Source organism: Rhodanobacter sp. L36, assembly GCF_009765755.1.
Classification (GTDB): Bacteria; Pseudomonadota; Gammaproteobacteria; order Xanthomonadales; family Rhodanobacteraceae; genus Rhodanobacter.
The window spans coordinates 966,354-987,113 of sequence record NZ_LMUV01000002.1; the positions used below are offsets into that span (position 1 = coordinate 966,354).

The following is a 20,760-nucleotide window of genomic DNA, read 5'->3' on the forward strand; positions in this document are numbered from 1 at the left end:
AACGCCTTCGACCCGTGGCCGATGTTTGTGCATGCGTTCTACACGACCCGCGGGTAGTCGAGTTCGACGCTGTGCTCCACGCCATCGTCGGCGAGCGGAATCTTTCCATCCGCTTGCTCGACGCCGTCCAGCCAGATGCGGTTGCGGGAAACGGCATCGCTTTGCCGCACGTTGATGCGGTACCACGTGTCGCGATGGCGATAGCTCATGGAGAAACCATCCCAGTCGGCAGGCAGCACCGGTGCAAAGCGCAGCTGTCCGTTTTCGAGACGCAACCCAAGCAGCGATTCGAGGATGAGCCGGTACAGCCAGCCGGCCGAGCCGGTGTACCAGCTCCAGCCTCCACGGCCGATGTGCGGTTCGACGGCGTAGACGTCCGCGGTGACGACATAAGGTTCCACCTTGTAGACGTCCATTTGCGCGGCGTCGATACCGTGGTTGACCGGGTTGATCATGCGCAGCAGTTCCCATGCGCGCGTGCTGTCGCCGAGTTCGGCAAAGGCCATCGTGGCCCAGATCGCCGCATGCGTGTACTGACCGCCGTTCTCACGCACACCGGGCACATAACCCTTGATGTAGCCCGGGTCGAGTGGCGAGGTGTCGAATGGCGGATCGAGCAGCTGGACCAGCCCGGCATCGCGCCGCACGAGATGCTGCTCGAGCGAGGTCATCGCCTGTTGCTGGCGCTCAGGTGAGGCGGCACCCGACAACACCGACCAGCTCTGTGCGATCGAATCGATGCGGCACTCGACGTTGGTGTGCGTGCCCAGCGGCGTGCCATCGTCGAAATACGCGCGGCGATACCACGCGCCGTCCCAACCGTGTTGTTCGAGCGCGACGCGCAGCTTGGCGACCTCGCTGTCGCAGCGTTGTGCAAACGCTTCGTCGTTGCGCAATCGGGCGACCTCGGCGAAGCGCGTCATCACCTCGCACGAGAAGAAACCCAGCCAGATGCTTTCGCCGCGGCCGGCTTCGCCGACACGGTTCATGCCGTCGTTCCAGTCGCCGCTGCCGATCAGCGGCAGGCCGTGAACGCCGCGCGCGAGGCCGTGTTCGATCGCGCGTACGCAATGGCGATAGAGCGATTCGCGCAGGCCGGATTGCTGCGGCAGGTCGTAATACGACTCTTCGCCAGGCAGCAGCGGACGGCCTTCGATGTAGCCGACGGTTTCGTCCAGCACTTTGTGGTCACCAGTCGCCAGCACGTAGCGGCTGGCGGCGAGCGGCAGCCACAGATAGTCGTCGGAACATTGCGTGCGCACGCCGCGATCGAGCGGCGGATGCCACCAGTGCTGAACGTCCCCTTCGGGGAACTGATGCGCCGCGCACAGCAGTAGTTGTCGACGCGCGATGTCCGGCGCGGCGTGCAGCGTGGCCATCGAATCCTGCAACTGATCGCGGAAACCGAATGCGCCGCCGGACTGGTAATAGCCACTGCGCGCCCAGATGCGGCACGCGATGGTCTGGTAAAGCAGCCAACCGTTGGCGAGCACGTCGAGCGCCGGCTCCGGTGTGTGCACCTGCACCGCACCGAGGATGCGATCCCAGTGCGCGCGCACCTGCGCCAGTGCATCGGCCGCCATCGCGTTGCCACGGAAGCGCTGCACCAGTGCGCCGGCGTCGCTCGCGTTGCGGCCCAGCCCGAGGCGGAACACGACATCGCGCTGCTCGCCTTCGTCCAGTTCGAGCTTCACCTGCAAGGTGGCGCACGGATCAAGCCCGGCGCCGAGCCGGCCCGACAGATGCGTACGCGCCAGTTCCGCCGGCATGCGCATGCTGCCGTTGCGACCGAGAAATTCGCTGCGGTCGCCACCGATGCCACGGCCCGCATCGTCCACATCGAAGAACGCCATGCGATGCGGGAATTCGGTGTTGTATGCATTGCGCGCAAACAACGCGCCGCTGGACGGATCCGACTCGGTGACGACGTGCATCGAGGTTTTTTCGCGCAGGTCACCGAGCAGCCATTCGGCGTAGCCGGTGACGCTCAACTGACGTGGCCGCCCCGACGCATTGCGCAGTTTCAGCACGGAGAATTTCACCGAGGCATCGAGCGCGACGTAGATCCACAGTTCGGAATGGATGCCGTCCTCGACATGCTCGAACACGCTGTAGCCGAAACCGTGTCGGGTCACGTATTCGCCGCTGCCGCGCGCGGGCAATGGCGTGGGCGACCACACCTGGCCGGTTTCCTCGTCGCGCAGATAGATCGCTTCGCCGCTGCCGTCGCTGACCGGATCGTTGTGCCACGGCGTGAGGCGGAATTCGTGCGCGTTCTCGCCCCAGGTGTACGCGCTGCCGCTTTCGGAAATCACCGTGCCGAAATGCGGATTCGCCAGAATGTTCGACCACGGCGCGGGCGTGGTGTCGCCGGTCGCCAGCACGATCACGTACTCGCGGCCGTCGGCGCTGAAACCGCCGTGCGGATTGGTGAGTTGCAGATGGTCCTGGCGCGGCGCGAGCGCTTCGGTCGCTGCGGGCGTGGTGGCGATGCGTCGCGCACGCGTCGGCTCGAATCGCGGTGCGTGTGTCTCCACCACACGCCGACCGATCTGATCGGCGAGGCTGCCGCGACTGTCGGCGAGGATGATCCGCGCACTGGCCTGCACCAGCATGCGATCTTCACCGGAGAGTTGCTGCGAAGGGCGCACGAAGATGCCGCCGGGGCGATCGATCAGGCTCGCTTCGCTGCCAGAAGCGATCAGGCCCATGATCTGGTCCTGCAGCTCTTGGCGATAGCCGGCGCGATCCTCGTTCCAGATCACCAGATCCACCGCCAGCCCTTTCAATCGCCAGTACGCGTGCGCCTGCACCATCTGCCGCACGATTTCGATGCGCGCCGGGTCGGCAATCATCAGCAGCACGATCGGCAGATCGCCGGAAATCGATTGTCCCCACAGGCCGGATTGCCCGCGTCGGTTGCCGATCAGCACGCCCGGCTCGGCACGCAAGTTGGCATTGGGATAAATGATCGACGAGGCCATCTGTTCGTACAGCTGTGCATCGGACAGCGACGCGTTGAGCTGGCGCAATAACACCTGGCTGTGCGTCCAGGCGAGATCGAACACGCGATCGGCGAGATGGCGATCGCGATATTTTCCGATCAGGGCCAGGCACGCATCGCGCGTGTCGGCAATGCCGGTGACCATGTCGATGGTGGCCGATTGTTCCGGTTCCAGCGTGATGCGACACCGAATCGCCACCACCGGATCGAGCACGGAACCATCGCTGTTGGAAAGCCGCGAATGGCCCGCTTCCATCGCCAGCGGATGGGCGGCGGTGCGCCCGCGACCGATGAAACGCGCACGGTCGGTTTCATAGGAAATCTCGTCGATGTCCGCATTGTGCACGGCCATCAAGTGGCACATCCACGGCACCGCTTCGTCGTGCGAGCGCGGGCGACGCGTGCACACGATCGCCTGCAGTGCGGGCACCAGTTCCGTCTGCACGAACAACTTGCTGAAGGCCGGATGCAGCGCGTCGGCGATCGGCGGCGCGAGCACCACTTCGGCATACGTGGTGAGTTCGATGGTGCGACGACTGCGGCTGCGATTGGTAACGCGCGTGCGACGCAGCTCGATGTCGTCCTCGGGCGACACCACGATCTCGGTGTGTGCGTCGATGTCGCGTTCGCGCACACGGAACTCGGCGCGGGCATCGGAGAAGATTGCCTCGAACACTTCGGTTTTCTTCAGCGTCGGTTGATGCGCGGTCGCCCAGTACGCGCCGCTCGCCACATCGCGCAGGTAGCAGAACATGCCCCAGTGATCACGCGTGATGTCCTCCTGCCAACGCGTGAGTGCCAATTCGTTGCGACGGCTGTAGCCGCCGCCGGCGCTGCTGACCATCACGTGATAGCGGCCGTTCGACAGCAATTGGACGGCCGGACGCGCGCGATCCGGATCGGCGAAGACGCGCAGCCGCGTTTCCGATGCGCGCGGATTGCTGTCCATGTCCGGGAAGCCGGAAGCATGCATGTATTCCGCTGCGGTTTTCGGCACGCGCTCCTGCAGCAGCAGGCTGGTCGCCTGGAACTGCGGATCGGTTTCGAAGCGACGCTGCATCGGCTTGTCGAGCAGCGCATACGCAAACGCGAGCAGGCTCATGCCCTGGTGGTGGACCATGAAGGAACGCACCAGCGCGGAACTCTGTCCCAGCGGCAAACGCGCCGGCGTGTAGTCGATCGCTTCGTACAAACCGAAGCGACCCTGCGCGCCTTCGTCCACCAGTCGCTGCAGGTTTTTCGATGCGGGCACCGGCGACACCATCATCGCCAGCGCAGTGGCGTAGGGCGCGATCACCACGTCGTCGCTCAAGCCGCGCTTGAGGCCGAGCCCGGGCACGCCGAACGCGCGATATTGATACGTGAAGTGCGCGTCCAGCATGTTGTAGCCGGATTCGGAAACGCCCCACGGAATGTTCAACTGCCGGCCATATTCGATCTGCCGCGCCACCGCGGCCTGGCACGTCTGATCGAGCAGCGTGCCTTCGTAGCTCGGCATCACCAGCATCGGCATCAGGTACTCGAACATCGAGCCGCTCCACGACAGCAGCACCGGTTCGCCGCCGCTGGTGGTGAGCAGGCGTCCGAGCGAGAACCAGTTTTCCTGCGGCAACTGGCCTTGCGCGATCGCCACGAAACTCGCCAATCGCGCCTCGGATGCGAGCAGGTCGTAGTAGCTGTCGTCGAGGCGTCGTTCGTCGACGTTGTACCCAATCGCCAGGAGATCGCGCGCGCTGTCGTAGAGGAAGCGGTAATCCATCAGCGCAAGTTCGCCGCTGCGCTGCGCCAGTGCCTCGATGGCGATGATGCGCTCGCGCGCGAGTTCGCGAATGGCTTCGGCGCCGGCTTCACTCGGCCAGCACAACGGCTCGATGCGCGCCAGCTGCAGCAAGGTCGGAATGCCACGGAATCCGTCGTCCTCATCGGGCGGCGGATCGAGATTGAACACGCTGGATTCGTCGACCAGATCGCTGCATTGCTCCAGCAACGCGTGCACCCAGAACTCTGCTTCACTGCCGGCGTCGGCGGTGAATGCGCGCGCCAGTGCATGCGCGTGATCGAGCAGGCGCTGCAACAGTTGCAGTGCTGCGCCGGTCGTGGCGGGCGGCGTTTCGAGCGCTTCTTCCAGCTCGCGCTGCACCGGGCGCAGTGGCGTCGCGTCCGCATCGCCGAGCGCATCGCCAAGTACCAGCAATGTATCGAGCAGGCCCTGCAGCACCCGCGGCTGGAACACCGGTTCGTCGAGCAGTGCCAGCAAGCCGGGACGCAGCGTCAGCAGATGGCCGGCGAGGTTGCCGCTGTCGACCGCCGAGATGTACAGCGGCGCCAGCGGTTGCAAGCTCAGCGTGTCGTACCAGTTGTAGAAGTGTCCGCGATGGCGCGGCAGACTTTGCATCGTGTCCAGCGTGTGGCGCGTGCGATCGAGCAGGCGCCCGGCGCTGATGAAACCGAAATCCATCGCGGCAAGATTCGCCAGCAGCGCCAGTCCGATGTTGGTCGGCGATGTGCGATGCGCGACCGTGAACTGCGGTTTTTCCTGCACGTTGTCCGGCGGCAGCCAGTGATCTTCCGGGCCGACATGCGTATCGAAGAACGCCCACGTGCGACGCGCCAGTGCGCGCAGGAATCCGCGTTGCGCATGGTTCGGCATGAACGCGCGCGGTACGCGCGGCTGGCTGATCCACCAAGCGATCGTCGGCGACAGCAGCCACAGGATCAGCAACGGTGCGGCGATCAACAACACCATCGGCCGCTGTATCGCAAGCGCCGCCGTCAGCAACACGGAGAGCAACGGGCCGAACCACATCAGCTTCCACATGGCACCGGCGCTGTTGCTGCTGTGGCGTTCGACATCGCTCGATGTCTGCCACTGCAGCAGCATGCGTCGGCTGACGGTGATGCGCCACAGCGTGCGCACGATCGCGTCGAGGTTGTACAGCGCCTCGTGCGGCAACCAGGCCAGGCCGAGTGCCATGCGTGAAAGATGCTGGCCGCCTGCGCGCAATGCGGCGCGCAGATGCTGATCCAGTTGCACCTCCCGCGGTTTCTGCACGAAATCGAGCATGATCGACAGCACCGGCGGAATCAGCACCATGGCCAGCACCGCCAGCATCCATGACAGCGCCGGCCACATCACCAGCCAGCCGATCACCAGCAGCAGCAGCAGCGAAATCGGCACCAGACTGCGGCGCAGGTTGTCGAGAATTTTCCAGCGCGACAACGCGGTCAGCGCATTGCGGCGCCAGCCGTCGTGCGCAGTCGGCGCCCACGGCAACAGCCACGGCAGCAGTTGCCAGTCGCCGCGAATCCAGCGATGCCGACGCTTGACGTCGGCGTTGTAGCGCGCGGGATATTCCTCGAACAACTGCACGTCGCTGAGCAGTCCGGCGCGCGCGTGGCAACCTTCGACCAGATCGTGGCTGAGGATGCGGCTTTCAGGAAAACGGCCGTCCAGCGTGAGCTCGAACGCATCGATATCGTAGATGCCCTTGCCGATGAAAGAGCCCTCGCGGAACACGTCCTGATAGACGTCCGACACCATCTGCGTATACGGATCGATGCCCGCGTCGCTGCCGTACAACTGCGCGTAGCGCGATCGCGCCGTGCTCGGCAGGCTGATGCCCACGCGCGGCTGCAGGATCGCGTAACCGCTCACCACGCGTCGCAATTCGGGGTCGTATACCGCGCGATTCAGTGGATGGTCGATGGTGCCGACGAACTCCTGCGCCGCATCGCGCGGCAGTTCCGTGTCGGTGTCCAGCGTGATCACGTACTGCACGGGCGGCAGCGCAGCGACGTCGCCGACGATCAGCATGAAGCGATCTTCACCATGTCCGCGCAACAACGCGTTGAGGTCGGCGAGCTTGCCGCGCTTGCGCTCGTGGCCCATCCAGCATTGCTCGGTGTCGTTCCAGCGACGCGGCCGGTGCAGCAGGAAAAACCGATCGGCGCCGACGCTCGCGTACTGGTCGTTGAGCCCTTCGATGCGACGACGCGCCAGCCGCAGCATGGCGTCGTCGCCCGGGAGGGTTTCGCTCGACGCATCGGTGAAATCGGTGAGCAGCGCGAAGTGCAGGTGCTCATCGCGATTGCCGAGGAAACGCACCTCCAGCGATTCGACCAGCGCTTCCACGTCGTCGGTGCTGGCGATCATGCTGGGGATCGCCACCAGCGTGCGCGCGGTCGCCGGAATGCCGGTGGAGTAATCCATCCGCGGCAATCTTTGTGGCGTCACCGTCAGCGTGGACATCCAGTTGATCAGGCTCAGGCCGAGCTGGCTGGCGAGGATGACCGCCGGCACCGCGATCGTCAGCAACGCCCACAGCGGCAGCGATGCATGCGTGGCGGACATCACCAATGGTTCGGCAAACAGGAACGTGAGCAACGCGAGCAGGCCGAGATAGATCGGCAATGGCGCGCGATCGAACGCGCGGCGTATGCGTTCGACCCGAGCGGGTCGCACGCCGAGCCGTCGTTCGAGCGCGGCGCGGCCTTCGTCGATCAGATAGAAGCCGACATGCCGATGCAGTGGCGAAGGGTAGTCGGTGGGCGCGGCTTCTTCGCACAGTACGACTGCGGCCTCGGCTACGTCGAATTCCTCGAGCTCGTGCGTGCGCGCCATCGCTTCGATCACGTGGCGATAGCGATCGCGCGTGGCGAAATCCATGGTGGCGTAGACATCGGCCGGATCGTCGCGCAAACGCTGCTCGACCATGCTGGTGTGTTCGACGAACTGGCGCCAGTCGATCGCGGACAACGCGCGCAAACTGCCGATGCTGTTGCTGATCGACACCTGGCTCGCCGCCTGCTGTTGCGCTTCGAGTTGTACCAAATGGCCGATGCTCTGGCCGGAGACCGAAAGCCGCTGCTCGATCCAGCTCAGTGGCAACGCAAGTGACGGACTCTGGCCTTGCAGCCGTCGCGCCATCTCGGCCACGAACGGCCCGTTCATCGGCGGGTTCGAGCGCGCCATGTCGGCGACCACCAACACCACGCTGTTCGGATCGCGTTCGGCCGTCGCGGTCATGGTGTCGGCCCAGCGCGCGGCCTTGCCGCGATGACGCCAGTCGGCCATCACACGCGCCGCCACGCGACGCAGGTTTTCGATCAGCGCCAGCCGCAGCATGATCGGGATCGCCCACAGCTCGCCGAGCTTCAGCGGGCTCACCGATTGATACGCGCTGACGAAGCGACTGAGGTTGGCGGTACCGACGCGGCCATCGCCGTGCGAAATGATTTCCAGCGCGATGTCGTAGACGCGCGGCAACCCGGCCGATGGGCCGGATTCAAGTCGTGGCAGTTCTCGGCTGTAGCCTTTGGGCAGATGTCGCCGCGCGATGCGTATCTGTTCTTCGATCAGGTAGAAATTGTCGAGCAGCCATTCCGCCGCGGGCGTGATGCGACGTTTGCGCCGTGTCGCGCCGGTGAGCCGTTCGCAAGCGTGGATCAACACCGCTTCGTTGTCGTCCAGACGGGCCAGCAACAAATTGCCACTCGACTTGGCACTGATGCGATGCTGGCTCGCCAGCGCCTGACCGTGGCGTTCCATCTGTTCCGCGCTGAAAAGTTCCGAGCGCAGGGCAGGTTCCTGCTCCGGCCGGGTGCGTGCAGCGGCACGGCGGCGGCGGAACGCATGCAGACGTCGCAATCGGAGTAGAGCGAGTGTGCTGCTGATGTTCAAGCTGACTTTCCTTCCACGTTCTCGGCGATCCGCTCGCGGCTGCGCGGATACAGCTGCCATTCCCCGGCATGCCGGTACCCGTCGAGATTACGCTCCTGCATGTGAAGGCGACGCAGGCTACGATGATCGTTCGACCATGACTGCCGGAGTCGCATCGTGACATCGTTGTTGATACGCGCCGCAGAGCGCGCCGATCTTCCCGACCTGCTTGCCTGGAACGCGGCGATGGCGTGGGAAACCGAACACAAGACACTGGATGCCGACGTACTCGCACGCGGTATCACGGGTGTATTCGACAAACCGCAACGCGGCTTCTACGTCGTCGCCGAACGCGAGGGCGCCGCCATCGGCAGCCTGTTGGTGACCTACGAATGGAGCGACTGGCGCAACGGTGACTTCTGGTGGATACAAAGCGTCTACGTGACGCCGGACGCGCGACGCAGCGGCGTGTTTCGCGCACTGCATGCGGATGTCACACGACGCGCGCGCGCAGCCGGTGCCATCGGCTTGCGCCTTTACGTGGAAACCGAAAACCATCGTGCGCAACAGACGTATGCCGATCTGGCGATGGAGCGTTGTCACTATTTCATGTACGAAACATCGCCGTTGTAGGAGCGCACCCTGTGCGCCACGTTCTTTCTCACGTGACGGGAAGCTCGCGCACAGCGTGCGCTCCTACAGCGCGGAGTCAGGCGCCATGTCGAGCAGCTTGCCGAAATCCGCTGCCGGCATCGGCATGCCGTAGAAGAATCCCTGCATCTGCGAGCAGCCGGCGGTGCGCAGGAATTCGCCTTGCTCGAAAGTTTCCACGCCTTCGGCGATCACTTCCTTATGCAGGCTGCGCGCCATCGCGATGATCGCGCGGGTGATCATCGCGGTGTCGTGATCGTTCGGCAGATCACGCACGAACGCGCGGTCGATTTTCAGCGCGTCGATCGGAAAATGTTTCAGGTAGGAAAGGCTGCAATAACCGGTACCGAAATCGTCGAGCGACAGCCGCACGCCGCGTTGCTTGATCCGCCTTAGCAGGCCGGTGGTGGCGTCGCCGGACATGACCATGCGTTCGGTGAGCTCCAGTTCGAGCAGGCCGGCGTCGAGCCCGCTTTCGTTGAGCACGTCGTCGAGCCAGGTGTAGAAATCCGCGTGCTGGAACTGCACCGGCGACACATTCACCGAGATGGGAATGGCGCGACCGGCGCGTTGCCACGCGCGGGCTTGTCGGCATGCCTGGCGCAGCACCCACGCGCCAATCGGCAAAATCAGGCCGCTGTCTTCGGCGATCGGAATGAACTGGTCCGGCGTGTGCAGTTCGATGCCTTCGACATGCCAGCGCAACAGCGCTTCGGCACCGACGATGCTGCCGGTTTCGGCATCGACCTTGGGCTGATAGTGCAGACTGAGTTCATGGCGTGAGAGCGCCTGGCGCAAGGCGGCTTCGATGCGTCGCTTGGCCAATGCGCGCTCGTTCATCGATGCGGTGAAGAAGCGATAGCCGTGTGCACCTTGCGCCTTGGCCGCGACCAGCGCGGTTTCGGCATGTTGCAACAACGTTTCCGGCTCGCTGGCGTCATCCGGATAAACGCTGATGCCGATGCTCACGCGCAGCGACAATTCGGGTACGCCAACCACGCGCAACTGTTCGCAATGGGTGAGCAGGATCTGGCAGCGACTGGCGGCTTCGCCGACGCTATCCAGATGGGGCAACACCACCACGAACTCGTCGCCGCCGTAGCGGCTGAGCAGTTCGTCACCACTGAGCGTGAGGCGGATTTCCGCGGCAAGCGCGCGCAGCACGCGGTCACCATCAGCCTGGCCGTAAAGCTCGTTGACCTGTTTGAAATTGTCGATGTCGATATGCAGCAGCGCGGCGTGTTGCTGGCGTCGCGCAGCGGTGGCCAGCGCCTGTTCCACATGGCTGTGCAGCTGGCTGCGATTGGGCAGGCCGGTAAGCGTGTCGTGCTGGGTCAGATGGATCATCTTCAGCGCGAGCGAACGGGTTTCGCTGACGTCGTGGAATACCAGTACGCCGCCGATCACGTTACCGGCGTGATCGTGGATCGGCGCGGAGGAGTCTTCCACCGGCGTGTCGAAACCATGGCGATGACGCAGCAGCGTCTTGCCGGCGAGATCGACGATGGTGTTGCGCTCGATCGCGGTGCGCAAGGGATTCGTAACCGTCTCGTTATGCTGCGCGTCGAACAGCTGAAAGATTTCCTCGATCGCCCTGCCCTGCGCTTCGCTGGTGCTCCAGCCGGTCATGGCTTCGGCAATCGGATTGAGCGAGGTCACTCTCAGATGCGTGTCGGTGGTGATGACCGCATCGCCGATCGAACGCAGGGTGACTTCCGCCAACTCGCGCTCGCGATGCAGCGCTTCCTCGAACGCTTTGCGCTGGCTGATGTCCTGCGCCTGCGAAACGAAATACAGCGGAGCCCCATTCGCATCGCGAACCAGCGACACGCTGAGCTGGATATCCACGGCGTGGCCGTCCTTGTGGAAGTTACGCTTTTCCAGCTGGTACGAATCGCGCTCGCCCGTGGACAGCTGCGCCAGCAACGCCAGATCGCCAGCGAGGTCGTCAGGATGCGTGATATCGGCGATGTTGAGCTTCAGCAATTCGTCTTCGCGATAGCCCAGCATTTGGCACACCGCGGCATTGACCCGAATGAAATGGCCGTCCGGATGGGTAAGCGCCATGCCGATGGCCGCGTGCTGGAACGCACCGAAAAAACGTTGCTCGCTTTCGTGCAGCTGAAGCTCCAGCGTGCGGCGTCCGGTGATGTCGACCAGCGCGGTGAACACGCCGCAGACCTGGCCGGCCTCGTCGAAATCCGGCTGGAAATTGCCGTGCGCGAAACGCGATTCGTCGCCACTGAACAGCTCGCCTTCGTAACTGGTCATGTGGCCGGCATACGCTTTCTCGAGCGCGGGACCGGCGCGGCGATAATTACGCCGGCCGATGACCTCGATCACGTGCCGGCCGATCAGGTCCACCGGATCGACGCCGAGCCAGGTGCGATGGGTTTCGTTGGCGTAGCGGAAGCGTTGTTCGATATCGAGGTAGGCGAGCAGCACTGGCGTGCCGTCCAGCACGCGCACGGCCCAGTCCGGTCCGAACGGAAGCGAAGGCGATATCTCGGCAGGCATGTGCGGCCGCATGCTCATCCCGTCAGCAAGGCGCTCCCCGTTGGCGCGTTACCCATCATGCGCCAACTATCCGCCGCTGCACAGGGCCGAAGGGCTTAGTGGAGGGCGGTCGCGGGCGCAGCAAGTCGGCCGTGTTCGTCCAGCAGGATCTGGCCCAGCGCCTGCCATGCAGGCGCGATGGCATACCGATCGGTGAGGATCGCCAGCAAGGTTCCGAGCGCCTGCGGCTGCAACGGATAGCCATGCGCGAGTACCCGCGCGATGCCGCCGTCGCCGCGCTGCGCGAGCGTGATCGCCACCACGCCGAGGCCGGGTGCCTCATGTGCGAACAGAGTTGGCGGGTCGTACGCCGGGTCGACTTTCGCGAAGGTTTCCAGCAGGTAGCCAGCATCGGCTTCGACACCCTGCTCCGCGCCGGCCTGTAATTGCAGCGGCAGCTGATGTGCATCGAGCAGGGCGGCGTACTGGCGCAATTCGAATACCGCGCCGGCAAAGTCGTGGCGCAATTTGCCCGCGTCGCCCTTTTGCATAGCCAGCCATGCGGACGGCGACTGCACGCAAACGACGCCTTGCGAATACTGCAGCGCGAGTCCGCGCGCACTCATGCTCGATTCCTCGCGCTGCGGCGTCAGCAGTGCGGTTTCCAGTACCGTCCATAACGGTGCGAGGTTCACGTGTTCGTATTGGACGCAGGTCAGCGCGAGCAGGTCGTTGCGACTGAGATAGCGAACGTGCTCCAGCCGTATGCCGAGTGTGCGCATCAGCCAGTCGGCCGTCTGCGCGCTCGCTTCACCGCGACCGACCAGCTGGACTTCCATCTGCTCGGACAATTCGGCCACCAGCGCTTCGGGAACCAGAAGGCTGATCGGCAGCAGACGCATCGGTCCATCGGCAAATGCGGGCGATGGTTCCAGCGTCTGTGCCGGCATATGGCCGTCATGACTGCCGAACGCGACCACGTGATCGATCGAACCACGCGGTACGCGGCGCGCCAGTTCCTCCAGCATGCCCCACACGGGAAAACCCGGCCGCAACAATTCGACCGGGTCGAACAGCGCGCCAGCGAGCGCGAGTCGCGTGTCCTTCACTTGCGGCAACAGCGCGTGAAGATCTTCGGCAATCCACGCGGCCAGTTCGGCTGCTTCGTCGCGGCTCAGGCAAAGACGTGCCGGCGCTTCGCCGGTGACCGGCTCAAGCGCCAGCACGGCGGAAAGGGCGACCAGTGTTTGCGCTTCCACGGCGAAGATTTCCGAACGGTAAAGAGCGCGATTCTACCATTCAGCGATTTGGGCTTTCGCCGCGCGGCATGCCGGGTTAGCCTTGAACGACTTGTGTGACGGACTGCTTCAACCATGGAAAACACGCAGCGACGCGTTGGAGTCATCGGCGGTGTTCGCATCCCGTTCTGCCGCAACAACACCGCGTATGCCGACGTCGGCAATTTCGGCATGTCGGTGAAAGTGCTTGGCGCGCTGGTCGAGCGCTACGGTCTGCATGGCGTGGAACTGGGTGAAGTGGCGATGGGCGCGGTGATCAAGCACTCGTCGGACTGGAACCTCGCACGCGAAGCGCTGCTCAGCTCCGGCCTCGCGCCCACCACGCCGGGCATCACCACCGCGCGCGCCTGCGGCACGTCGCTCGACAACACCATCATCATCGCCAACAAGATCGCCGCCGGACAGATCGAAGCCGGCGTGGCTGGCGGCTCCGACACCACCAGCGACGTGCCGATCGTGTTTGGCACGCGCCTGCGCAAGCGGCTGCTCGCGATGAATCGCGCGAAGACACCGATGGAAAAATTCAAGCTCGCGTTGCGTGGATTTTCGCTGAAGGAGCTGAAGCCATCGTTCCCCGGCGTGGCCGAACCGCGCACCGGCAAATCGATGGGCGAGCATTGCGAACAGATGGCGAAGGAGTGGCACATCGGTCGCGAGGCACAGGACCAGATTGCGCTGGACAGCCATCACAAACTCGCCGCCGCGTATGACTCGAATTTCTTCGAAGGCTTGCTGGTGCCGTTTCGCGGCCTCAAGCGCGACGGATTCCTGCGGCCGGATTCCAGCATGGAGAAACTCGCCACGCTTAAACCCGCGTTCGACAAACGCTCGGGCAAGGGCACGCTCACCGCCGGCAATTCCACCGGGCTTTCCGACGGTGCCGCCGCGGTGCTGCTCGGCAGCGAAGCATGGGCTGCGCAGCGCGGCCTCACCATCCAGGCCTATCTGCGCGATGCCGAAGTCGCCGCAGTGGATTTCGTGCACGGCGAAGGCCTGCTGATGGCGCCGACCATTGCGGTGCCGCGCATGCTCGCGCGCAACGGCCTGAGCCTGCAGGATTTCGATTTCTACGAAATCCACGAGGCGTTCGCCGCGCAGGTGCTGTGCACGTTGCGCGCGTGGGAATCGGCGGACTACTGCAAGAATCGGCTCGGTCTCGCCGCGCCGCTCGGCGCGATCGATCCGGCGAAGCTCAACGTGCACGGTTCAAGCCTCGCCGTGGGTCATCCGTTCGCCGCCACCGGTGCACGTATCGTCGCCACGCTGGCGAAGATGCTCGAACAGAAAGGCTCCGGTCGCGGGCTCATCTCGATCTGCACCGCCGGCGGCATGGGCGTTACGGCGATCCTCGAACGGCCGTAACCTCGCCGGCTCGGATCTGCGCCGCGCTCAAATCGGTATCCGATACACAGCACTTGATCCGGTCAGACGCTCGACTCAGAGCAACCCGGTGGTGCCCGCACCGAAGGCGGTGATCATGCGCGTGATGATCAGCTTCGGCGACACGTCGACCTCGGGGAAATCGCCGACCGGTTTGTAGCAGGCGAAGAACCCGGGATCGCTCGCACGCAGCGGCTCGCAGTTTGGCTTGAGGTCGTAACTGGTGGCGTAGCGAAACGGCCATATGTCGAACAACGGCAGATGTTCGGACACCGTGCCGATCATGTCGTTGAGATCCGACAGCACCGGCACCTTGCGTTGCCTCGGCGCGATCATCCACGCATTTTCAGGTTGCGTATCGCGCAGGATGCTCTGGCGCAACTGGTCGGCGAAGTGATGGTCGTAGACGATCACGCCGGCCTCGGTGTTGTAGTGATCCGAACGCGGATCGAAATTGTGCGAGCCGACCATGCCGAACGCGTCGTCGATAACGATCGACTTGGCGTGAAGTCCGTAACGGCGTCCGTCACTCAGCAACGGCGCGGGCCGGTTGTTGCTGCCGTGGCTGCCGAGCAGGTGCATGCGAGTCTTGCCTGCGCTGATCGGCGTGGCGGTTTCCGCGGGCAGGTTCAGGTGGTCCGTACCGAGATTGGCGAGCTCGTTGTCGGTGGCGGGGCCGGGCGCATGCGGTTTCATTTCGTGGATCTCGAAACCGAACTTGGTGAGATACCTCTTGCGATGCTTGTACGACATCGCATACACCGCGAACGCATCGGTGGACGCGAGTGAATTGGTCGACACGACGATGCGCGGCGCATCCACACCGTGATGGAGCTGCCGAAAAATCTTTTGCGCGCGCTTGCTCATCACCAGATACGGCGTCTGCAGCACCACTTCGTGCTTCGCCTCGCTGACCATGCGCATGACGTGGCGGGTGAAATCGCGTGCGTGCGCCTTGTCCGGCTTGTCGGTCTTGGCCGGCAGATCGCTGAAGTATTCGACCTGGCCGGTTCGCAGCGTGGGTTCAATCAGCCAGGCATTCAGCCACGCCGCATCTTCGGCGGCCTGCTGTACCTGCGCGACGCGAAGCGGTTGGCGATAAGTTGGCTCGGGCCACGGTGTCGGCGTGCCTTCATCGAGAATCTTGCGGTTGACGTCGCGCAGGTGGGTCAGCGGTACCGAACGCTTGTGCTGCCAGAAAAGTTCGAAACTTTCCGCCATCTGTTTCGCGGCAGGACCGCCGACCATCACGTCGCGATCGACGTAATCGAAGCTGTCGTCCCAGTTGAAATAGCGATCCTCGTAATTGCGTCCGCCGGTGATACCGATGGCGTCGTCCACCAGCAGCAGCTTGTTGTGCATGCGCTGGTTGAACTTGAAGAAGCAGCACAACAGGCCGGCGGCGAATTCCACCGGCTGCGTCTGCGCCTTGTGGAACGTCGGGTTGTACAGCCGCACCTGCAGATTGACGTTGACCCGCGACAACCGTTCCAGCAGCACCGGATCGTTGAACGACCACAGCTGGTCGGCGAGGATGCGCACCTGCACACCGCGACGTGCGGCTTTCACCAGTTCATTGAGTATCAGCTGGCCGGCGTCGTCGTGGTCCCAGATGTACGTTTGTACATCGATCGATCGACGCGCCGCGCGAATCAGGTTGATACGCGCCGCCATCGCCGGCTCGCTGTCGTTGAGCAGCGTGACGACATGCACGGGGCGTTGCGGTGTGGACTCTGCCATCGCCTGCTGCGCGGCCTGAAGCAGTGGCGATGACTGCGCGCAATGATCGGGGCGATTGCAGTCGATCCGTCGGTCGATGCTGGCGGTGACGACCGCATCCGCCTGGCGAATGCGCAAGCGCGATACCGTGCAACCCTGCAGCACGAGGGCCGCAAGCAGCAAATGCAAAACGAGAAGGCGGCGCGACGACATGCGCGCCATGATACGGAGGTATCGGTCAATCCGGCGTCGGTTCAAGCGCGATCATCAGGTCGAGTTTCACCTGGTCTGACAGCGACGTGCCGTGGCTGATCATGCCGAAGTCGCTGCGCGAGACGCTGCCGCGTGCTTCGATCACGCAGGCGGCGGTGGTGGCGCAGCTGGCGGGCAGCAATTCGAGATGTATGGGATGCATCACGCCGCGCAGGCTGAGCCGGCCGTCCAGTTCGCCGCCGCTGGCGAGGCGGTCGAACGGCACCGGGTCGGAAAGAAAGTGTGCAACGGGATGGCGTTGCGCGTCGAAGAATTCCGGCGCCAGTACCCAGCGACGAAAACGCGACGAATCCATCACCACGCTGTTGATTTCGATCTGCACGTCCACCGTGGCCAGCTTTTGCCGGTCGAGATTCACCAGCCCGTGCATGTCGGTGAAGCGACCGCCGATGGTGTGAACCCACAACAATCGCACGCCGAAATCGGCGTGCGAGCGGTTGGAGTCGATGCGCAGTTCCTTGGCGTGACACGCCGACGCGGCAAGCGCCAGCGTCGTGAACAGCGACGTGATCGAAAGTCGCCTCACGGCGACCAGAAAGCATCCAGTCGCGCATTGCCCGGTTCAAGGGCGCCATTCAAATGGAGCACCGCGAGTGCGCCGGGCGGCATGCCGCGAAATTCGTCGGAGCGACCTTCGACCAGCAGCGCCACGAGTCGTTCGATGCCGGGGTTGTGGCCAACCAGCATCACGGTTTCGGCATCCCCATGCTGATCCAGCAGGGCAAGCAGTTCGCCGGGCGATGCGTCGTAGATTTCGCCGGCCATCTGCGGCGTGGGCGGGGAATCCATCGCGGCGAGAGCGAGCCGCGCGGTCTCGTCGGTGCGGCGGCTGGGTGAACACAGCACGCGGTCGGGCTTGCTGCGATGGGCGGCGAGCCATTTGCCGGCGGCCTGCGCCTCCTGTTCGCCGCGCGTGCTCAGTGGTCGCTGTTGATCGTCGCCGGCCTTTTCTATCGGGACGGCTTCGGCGTGTCGCAACAAGATCAGTTCGTGCATGGAAAACTCCTGTGGGGGTCTTACGCGAAGGTCCGTCTTACGAATGTCGCTTGATCCAGCGCAACAATGCTTTCCAATCCTGCTGGTGGCTGCGCACCTGCTCGGACTGGTAATCGAAAATGCCTTTGCCCAGCGAGGTCAGCAGCACATAGGCTTGGCTGTCGCGCAGCTGCGCGGCGATCGGGAACGGTGATTGCTCGGCCAGCTGGGCCACGGCGTCCTGGCTTGCGTGCGTCCACGGCTTCAGCCGGTTGGCGACCAGTGCCACCGGAAGCTTGCCGCGGCGGATGCGGTTGATGCGCTGCAGTTCCTCGATGAAACCGAGCGTGGCGTGCAGGTCGAACGAGGACGGCAGCACCGGCACCAGCAGCACGTTGGCCTGTTCGAGATACGGTTCCAGTTCGCGCTCGCCGGAACCGGCGGGGGTATCGATCAGCAGTTGCTGCGTGTCCGGCGGCAAGCGCTGCAGGGAGCGGCGTCCTCCTTCGTAGGCGAGTACGCCGGGAACGTTTTCCGGTCGGAGCGCGGCCCAGCGGAAGCTGGAACCCTGCCGGTCGGCGTCGATGATCGCGGTGTGCTGGCCCGCCTGTGCCCAGTGCGAAGCCAGCTGGGTCACCAGCGTGCTCTTGCCACAACCACCTTTGCTGCTTGCCACGAGCGTCGTAAACATGGACGGACCCTTGCCGCTGAAGGTGGGCCAAGCCTACACGGCCGGGGATGCGCCGCAAAGCTGCGGCGCGGAGGTCAGCCCGGCTGTTGCGGTTTCCAGTCGGACGGTGCCTCGGGCGCGATCTTGCCGTCACGCAGGGCGGCCAGCACGAGGCTCATTTCGGTGCCACCGTTTCGCGCCAAAGCCAGCAGATGCTGGGCCAGCGCCGCATCGCTCTGGGCACGACCCAACAGCTGACCAAAGTTCTGTACCTGCCAGATCAGGTTGATGCGCGCGTGCTTGGCGTCTTCCTGTTGGGCCGGATCGTCGGCCAGCACTTCGCGCAGATGCAGGCCCAGCGAACGGGCCAGCGGGCTGGAAGCCCATTCGAGCGTGCTGCCGAGTTTCAGGCAATCGGCCTTGATCGCCGCGTCGCCGGCTGCGTTCTCGCACAGCTTGGCGGTGATCTGCAGTCCTGGCTGCGGCTGTGCGCTGGCCAATCCGAAAACCATCACCGCCTGCATGCCCACGGCGCCAGCGGCGTTGGCGGGATCAAACGAACCGGCGGGGGGCGGCAACACGCCGACCGATGTGGCCAGCGCCTTCAGGCTGGTGCCGGTGTAATCGTCATAGAGCTTGGCGCCGGCCGCCTTGGCGAGATCCTCGCGCGCGGCATCCTGTTTCATCGCGTGAGTATCGACACCCAGCTTGAGTAGCCACACCGCGGCATTGTCCGACGCCTGTTGCTGCAGGTGTTGCAGCGAAGTCGGATCGGGACAGGCGTCGGCCTTGGCGTCGCAGTCGGCGAGGCGCACCCAGCTGATCGCCGGGTTCTGCGCGTCGGCATCGGTGGCGCGTGCGATCAGCGAATGGAAACTGTTGGTTTTCGGCTGGTTCTGCAGCGGCCGCGCCATCAAAGCGGCGGCCAGCAACGGCAGTGCATCGGCCCGCGGCGCCAGCACGCTGACCAGATCGCGCTGGAATGCCAGCTGCGCCTTGTCGCGATCCTGATTGCCGGCGGTGGTAGAAGCATCCGTGGCGGCACCGATGACCGGCGTCATCGCCAGTGAAACGGCCGCGGCCAGCAGGGCAAAACGCAGTCCACGCAACATAGGCTTCATCCGGAGTCAAAGAATCGAGGATAACGCGGGCGCATTAAGCCCGGCTGATCGCGGTGACCACGTCGGCAGGCAGGTCGCGTCAGGCTTGCTACGATGCCCGTTCTGGCGTGAAAGCGCGCTCACCACACAACGGTTGGAGACGCCCAGTGGGTCATTTCTTCTCGAATTTCGCCGATGGCGCCCCGTGGTTTGCCGTTGTCGGTTGGGGCACGCTGGCACTGATCAACGCCGCGTTGGCACAAGGCAAGAACCGCAGTGGCCTGCTGTGGTTTCTGGTGTCGATATTGCTTGGGCCGTTCGCGACACTGCTGCTGGTGTTGCTGCCCAAGGTGCGCAGCAAGATGTTTTGACGGAGGAGAACAGGGAATGGAGAACAGGAATGTGAAGTATCGCGAGTCACGCTCCCGTTCCTCGCTGTTATTCCCCCAATGCCTCGCGCATGAATTCCGGCTGTGCCAGTGCGCCCTTGTGGATATCGGCGTTGTAATAGCGGGTCGGGAAGTTTTTGCTTATCGCGCCACGCTCGCGGAAACCGGACAGGTCGCCGCCCTTGCGCGCCATCGTGCAGCTCCACCAGCCGGTCGGGTAGCACGGCTGCGGAAACGGCAGCGTGCGTACGGCGTTGAAACCGGTGGTGCGCATGGCCGAACGCATTGATTTGATCAGGTCCAGGTGCGCCAGCGGCGATTCGCTCTGCTGCACCAGCAGGCCACCGTGACGCAGCGCTTTGTAGCAACTCGCGTAGAACGCGGCATTGAACAGGCCTTCAGCCGGGCCCACCGGATCGGTGGAGTCGACGATCACCAGATCCAGCGAATCGGGTTCGCACTCGGCCATGTACTTGATGCCGTCGATGAACAGCAGCTCGGCACGTGGATCGCCATTGGCTTCGCACAGTTCCGGGAAATACTGCTCGGCCAGACGCGTCACGCGCTCGTCGATTTCGACCTGCACGGCCGACTCCACTTCCTCATGCTTAAGCACTTCGCGCAGCGTGCCGCAATCACCGCCGCCGATGATCACCACGCGCTTGGCACGCGCATGAGTGAAAAGCGCCGGGTGCGTCATCATCTCGTGATAAAGAAAATTGTCGCGCGTGGTCAGCATCACGCAGCCGTCGATCACCATCAGATTGCCCCAGTCGGTGGTCTGATAAATCTCGATGGTCTGGAACGGCGTCTTCTCCGCGTGCAGCAGTTGCTCGGTGCGAAAACCGATGGACGAGCCCGACGCCTGGTGGGCTTCGGTGAACCAGCTGAGCTGCTGCGACATGGTGGAAGATCCTGACGAAGGCATGATGGAAGACGAAGACCGCCAATTGTAACGGCAAGTCGTCGCGGCGCGGTCAGCGACAGCCTGGTGAACGTGGTGCCATCGCGCGTACACGCTGTGCGCATATCGTCACAGACGGCCATTACAATATCGGCTGGCAAAGCCGGTGCATCGCGCGGGCGGCCGACAAGTCCGATCGGCCCCGCGGCGTGCGAGGCTTCCGGTCGCTCGGACTCGTGCTC

General features: G+C 64.0%; 12 protein-coding genes. 3 read left to right on the forward strand and 9 right to left on the reverse strand.

The features are described 5' to 3' along the window. Positions 1–38 precede the first annotated feature (38 nt). Positions 39–8,684, reverse strand: a complete 8,646-nt coding sequence (locus GSQ73_RS04135) for a glucoamylase family protein (protein ID WP_158881240.1) — start codon at positions 8,682–8,684, stop codon at positions 39–41. Between the two features lie 156 nt (positions 8,685–8,840). Here GSQ73_RS04135 and GSQ73_RS04140 point away from each other — a divergent pair, with 156 nt between their 5' ends. Beyond that, entirely contained in the window at positions 8,841–9,296 is a 456-nt protein-coding gene (locus GSQ73_RS04140; RefSeq protein WP_158881242.1) for a GNAT family N-acetyltransferase, read from the forward strand. Between the two features lie 63 nt (positions 9,297–9,359). Here GSQ73_RS04140 and GSQ73_RS04145 read toward each other — a convergent pair whose 3' ends face one another. Beyond that, entirely contained in the window at positions 9,360–11,831 is a 2,472-nt protein-coding gene (locus GSQ73_RS04145; protein ID WP_254063262.1) for a GGDEF and EAL domain-containing protein, read from the reverse strand. Positions 11,832–11,926: 95 nt separating this feature from the next. Next, positions 11,927–13,069, reverse strand: a complete 1,143-nt coding sequence (locus tag GSQ73_RS04150; RefSeq protein WP_158881246.1) for a hypothetical protein — start codon at positions 13,067–13,069, stop codon at positions 11,927–11,929. 114 nt (positions 13,070–13,183) lie between these two features. On the opposite strand from GSQ73_RS04150, the gene GSQ73_RS04155 reads away from it, so the two are divergent. Beyond that, complete coding sequence (locus GSQ73_RS04155) at positions 13,184–14,470, forward strand: acetyl-CoA C-acetyltransferase (RefSeq protein ID WP_158881248.1); 1,287 nt, start codon at positions 13,184–13,186, stop codon at positions 14,468–14,470. Between the two features lie 75 nt (positions 14,471–14,545). Here the strand turns inward: GSQ73_RS04155 and GSQ73_RS04160 are convergent, their stop codons facing one another. The 5 genes from GSQ73_RS04160 to GSQ73_RS04180 form a co-directional block, all read right to left on the reverse strand. Next, positions 14,546–16,420 carry a phospholipase D family protein gene (locus GSQ73_RS04160; RefSeq protein ID WP_158881250.1) on the reverse strand — a complete coding sequence of 625 codons (1,875 nt, stop codon included), beginning with the start codon at positions 16,418–16,420 and terminating at the stop codon, positions 14,546–14,548. Positions 16,421–16,445: 25 nt separating this feature from the next. Then, positions 16,446–17,006 carry a YceI family protein gene (locus GSQ73_RS04165; RefSeq protein ID WP_158881252.1) on the reverse strand — a complete coding sequence of 187 codons (561 nt, stop codon included), beginning with the start codon at positions 17,004–17,006 and terminating at the stop codon, positions 16,446–16,448. Beyond that, entirely contained in the window at positions 17,003–17,476 is a 474-nt protein-coding gene (locus tag GSQ73_RS04170; RefSeq protein WP_158881254.1) for a histidine phosphatase family protein, read from the reverse strand. The genes GSQ73_RS04165 and GSQ73_RS04170 overlap by 4 nt, the downstream gene beginning before the upstream one ends. Positions 17,477–17,513: 37 nt before the next feature. Continuing rightward, on the reverse strand, positions 17,514–18,146 hold the full coding sequence (locus GSQ73_RS04175; protein WP_158881256.1) for a ParA family protein: 633 nt from the start codon (positions 18,144–18,146) through the stop codon (positions 17,514–17,516). Between the two features lie 74 nt (positions 18,147–18,220). Beyond that, positions 18,221–19,237 carry a hypothetical protein gene (locus tag GSQ73_RS04180; RefSeq protein WP_158881258.1) on the reverse strand — a complete coding sequence of 339 codons (1,017 nt, stop codon included), beginning with the start codon at positions 19,235–19,237 and terminating at the stop codon, positions 18,221–18,223. Positions 19,238–19,392: 155 nt separating this feature from the next. Here GSQ73_RS04180 and GSQ73_RS04185 point away from each other — a divergent pair, with 155 nt between their 5' ends. Further along, positions 19,393–19,596, forward strand: coding sequence for an antitermination protein NusB (locus GSQ73_RS04185; RefSeq protein ID WP_158881260.1), 204 nt, complete (start codon positions 19,393–19,395; stop codon positions 19,594–19,596). Positions 19,597–19,663: 67 nt separating this feature from the next. Here GSQ73_RS04185 and speE read toward each other — a convergent pair whose 3' ends face one another. Continuing rightward, a complete protein-coding gene (speE, locus tag GSQ73_RS04190) occupies positions 19,664–20,518 on the reverse strand; it encodes a polyamine aminopropyltransferase (protein WP_158881262.1) in 855 nt (284 codons plus the stop codon). Positions 20,519–20,760 lie beyond the last annotated feature (242 nt).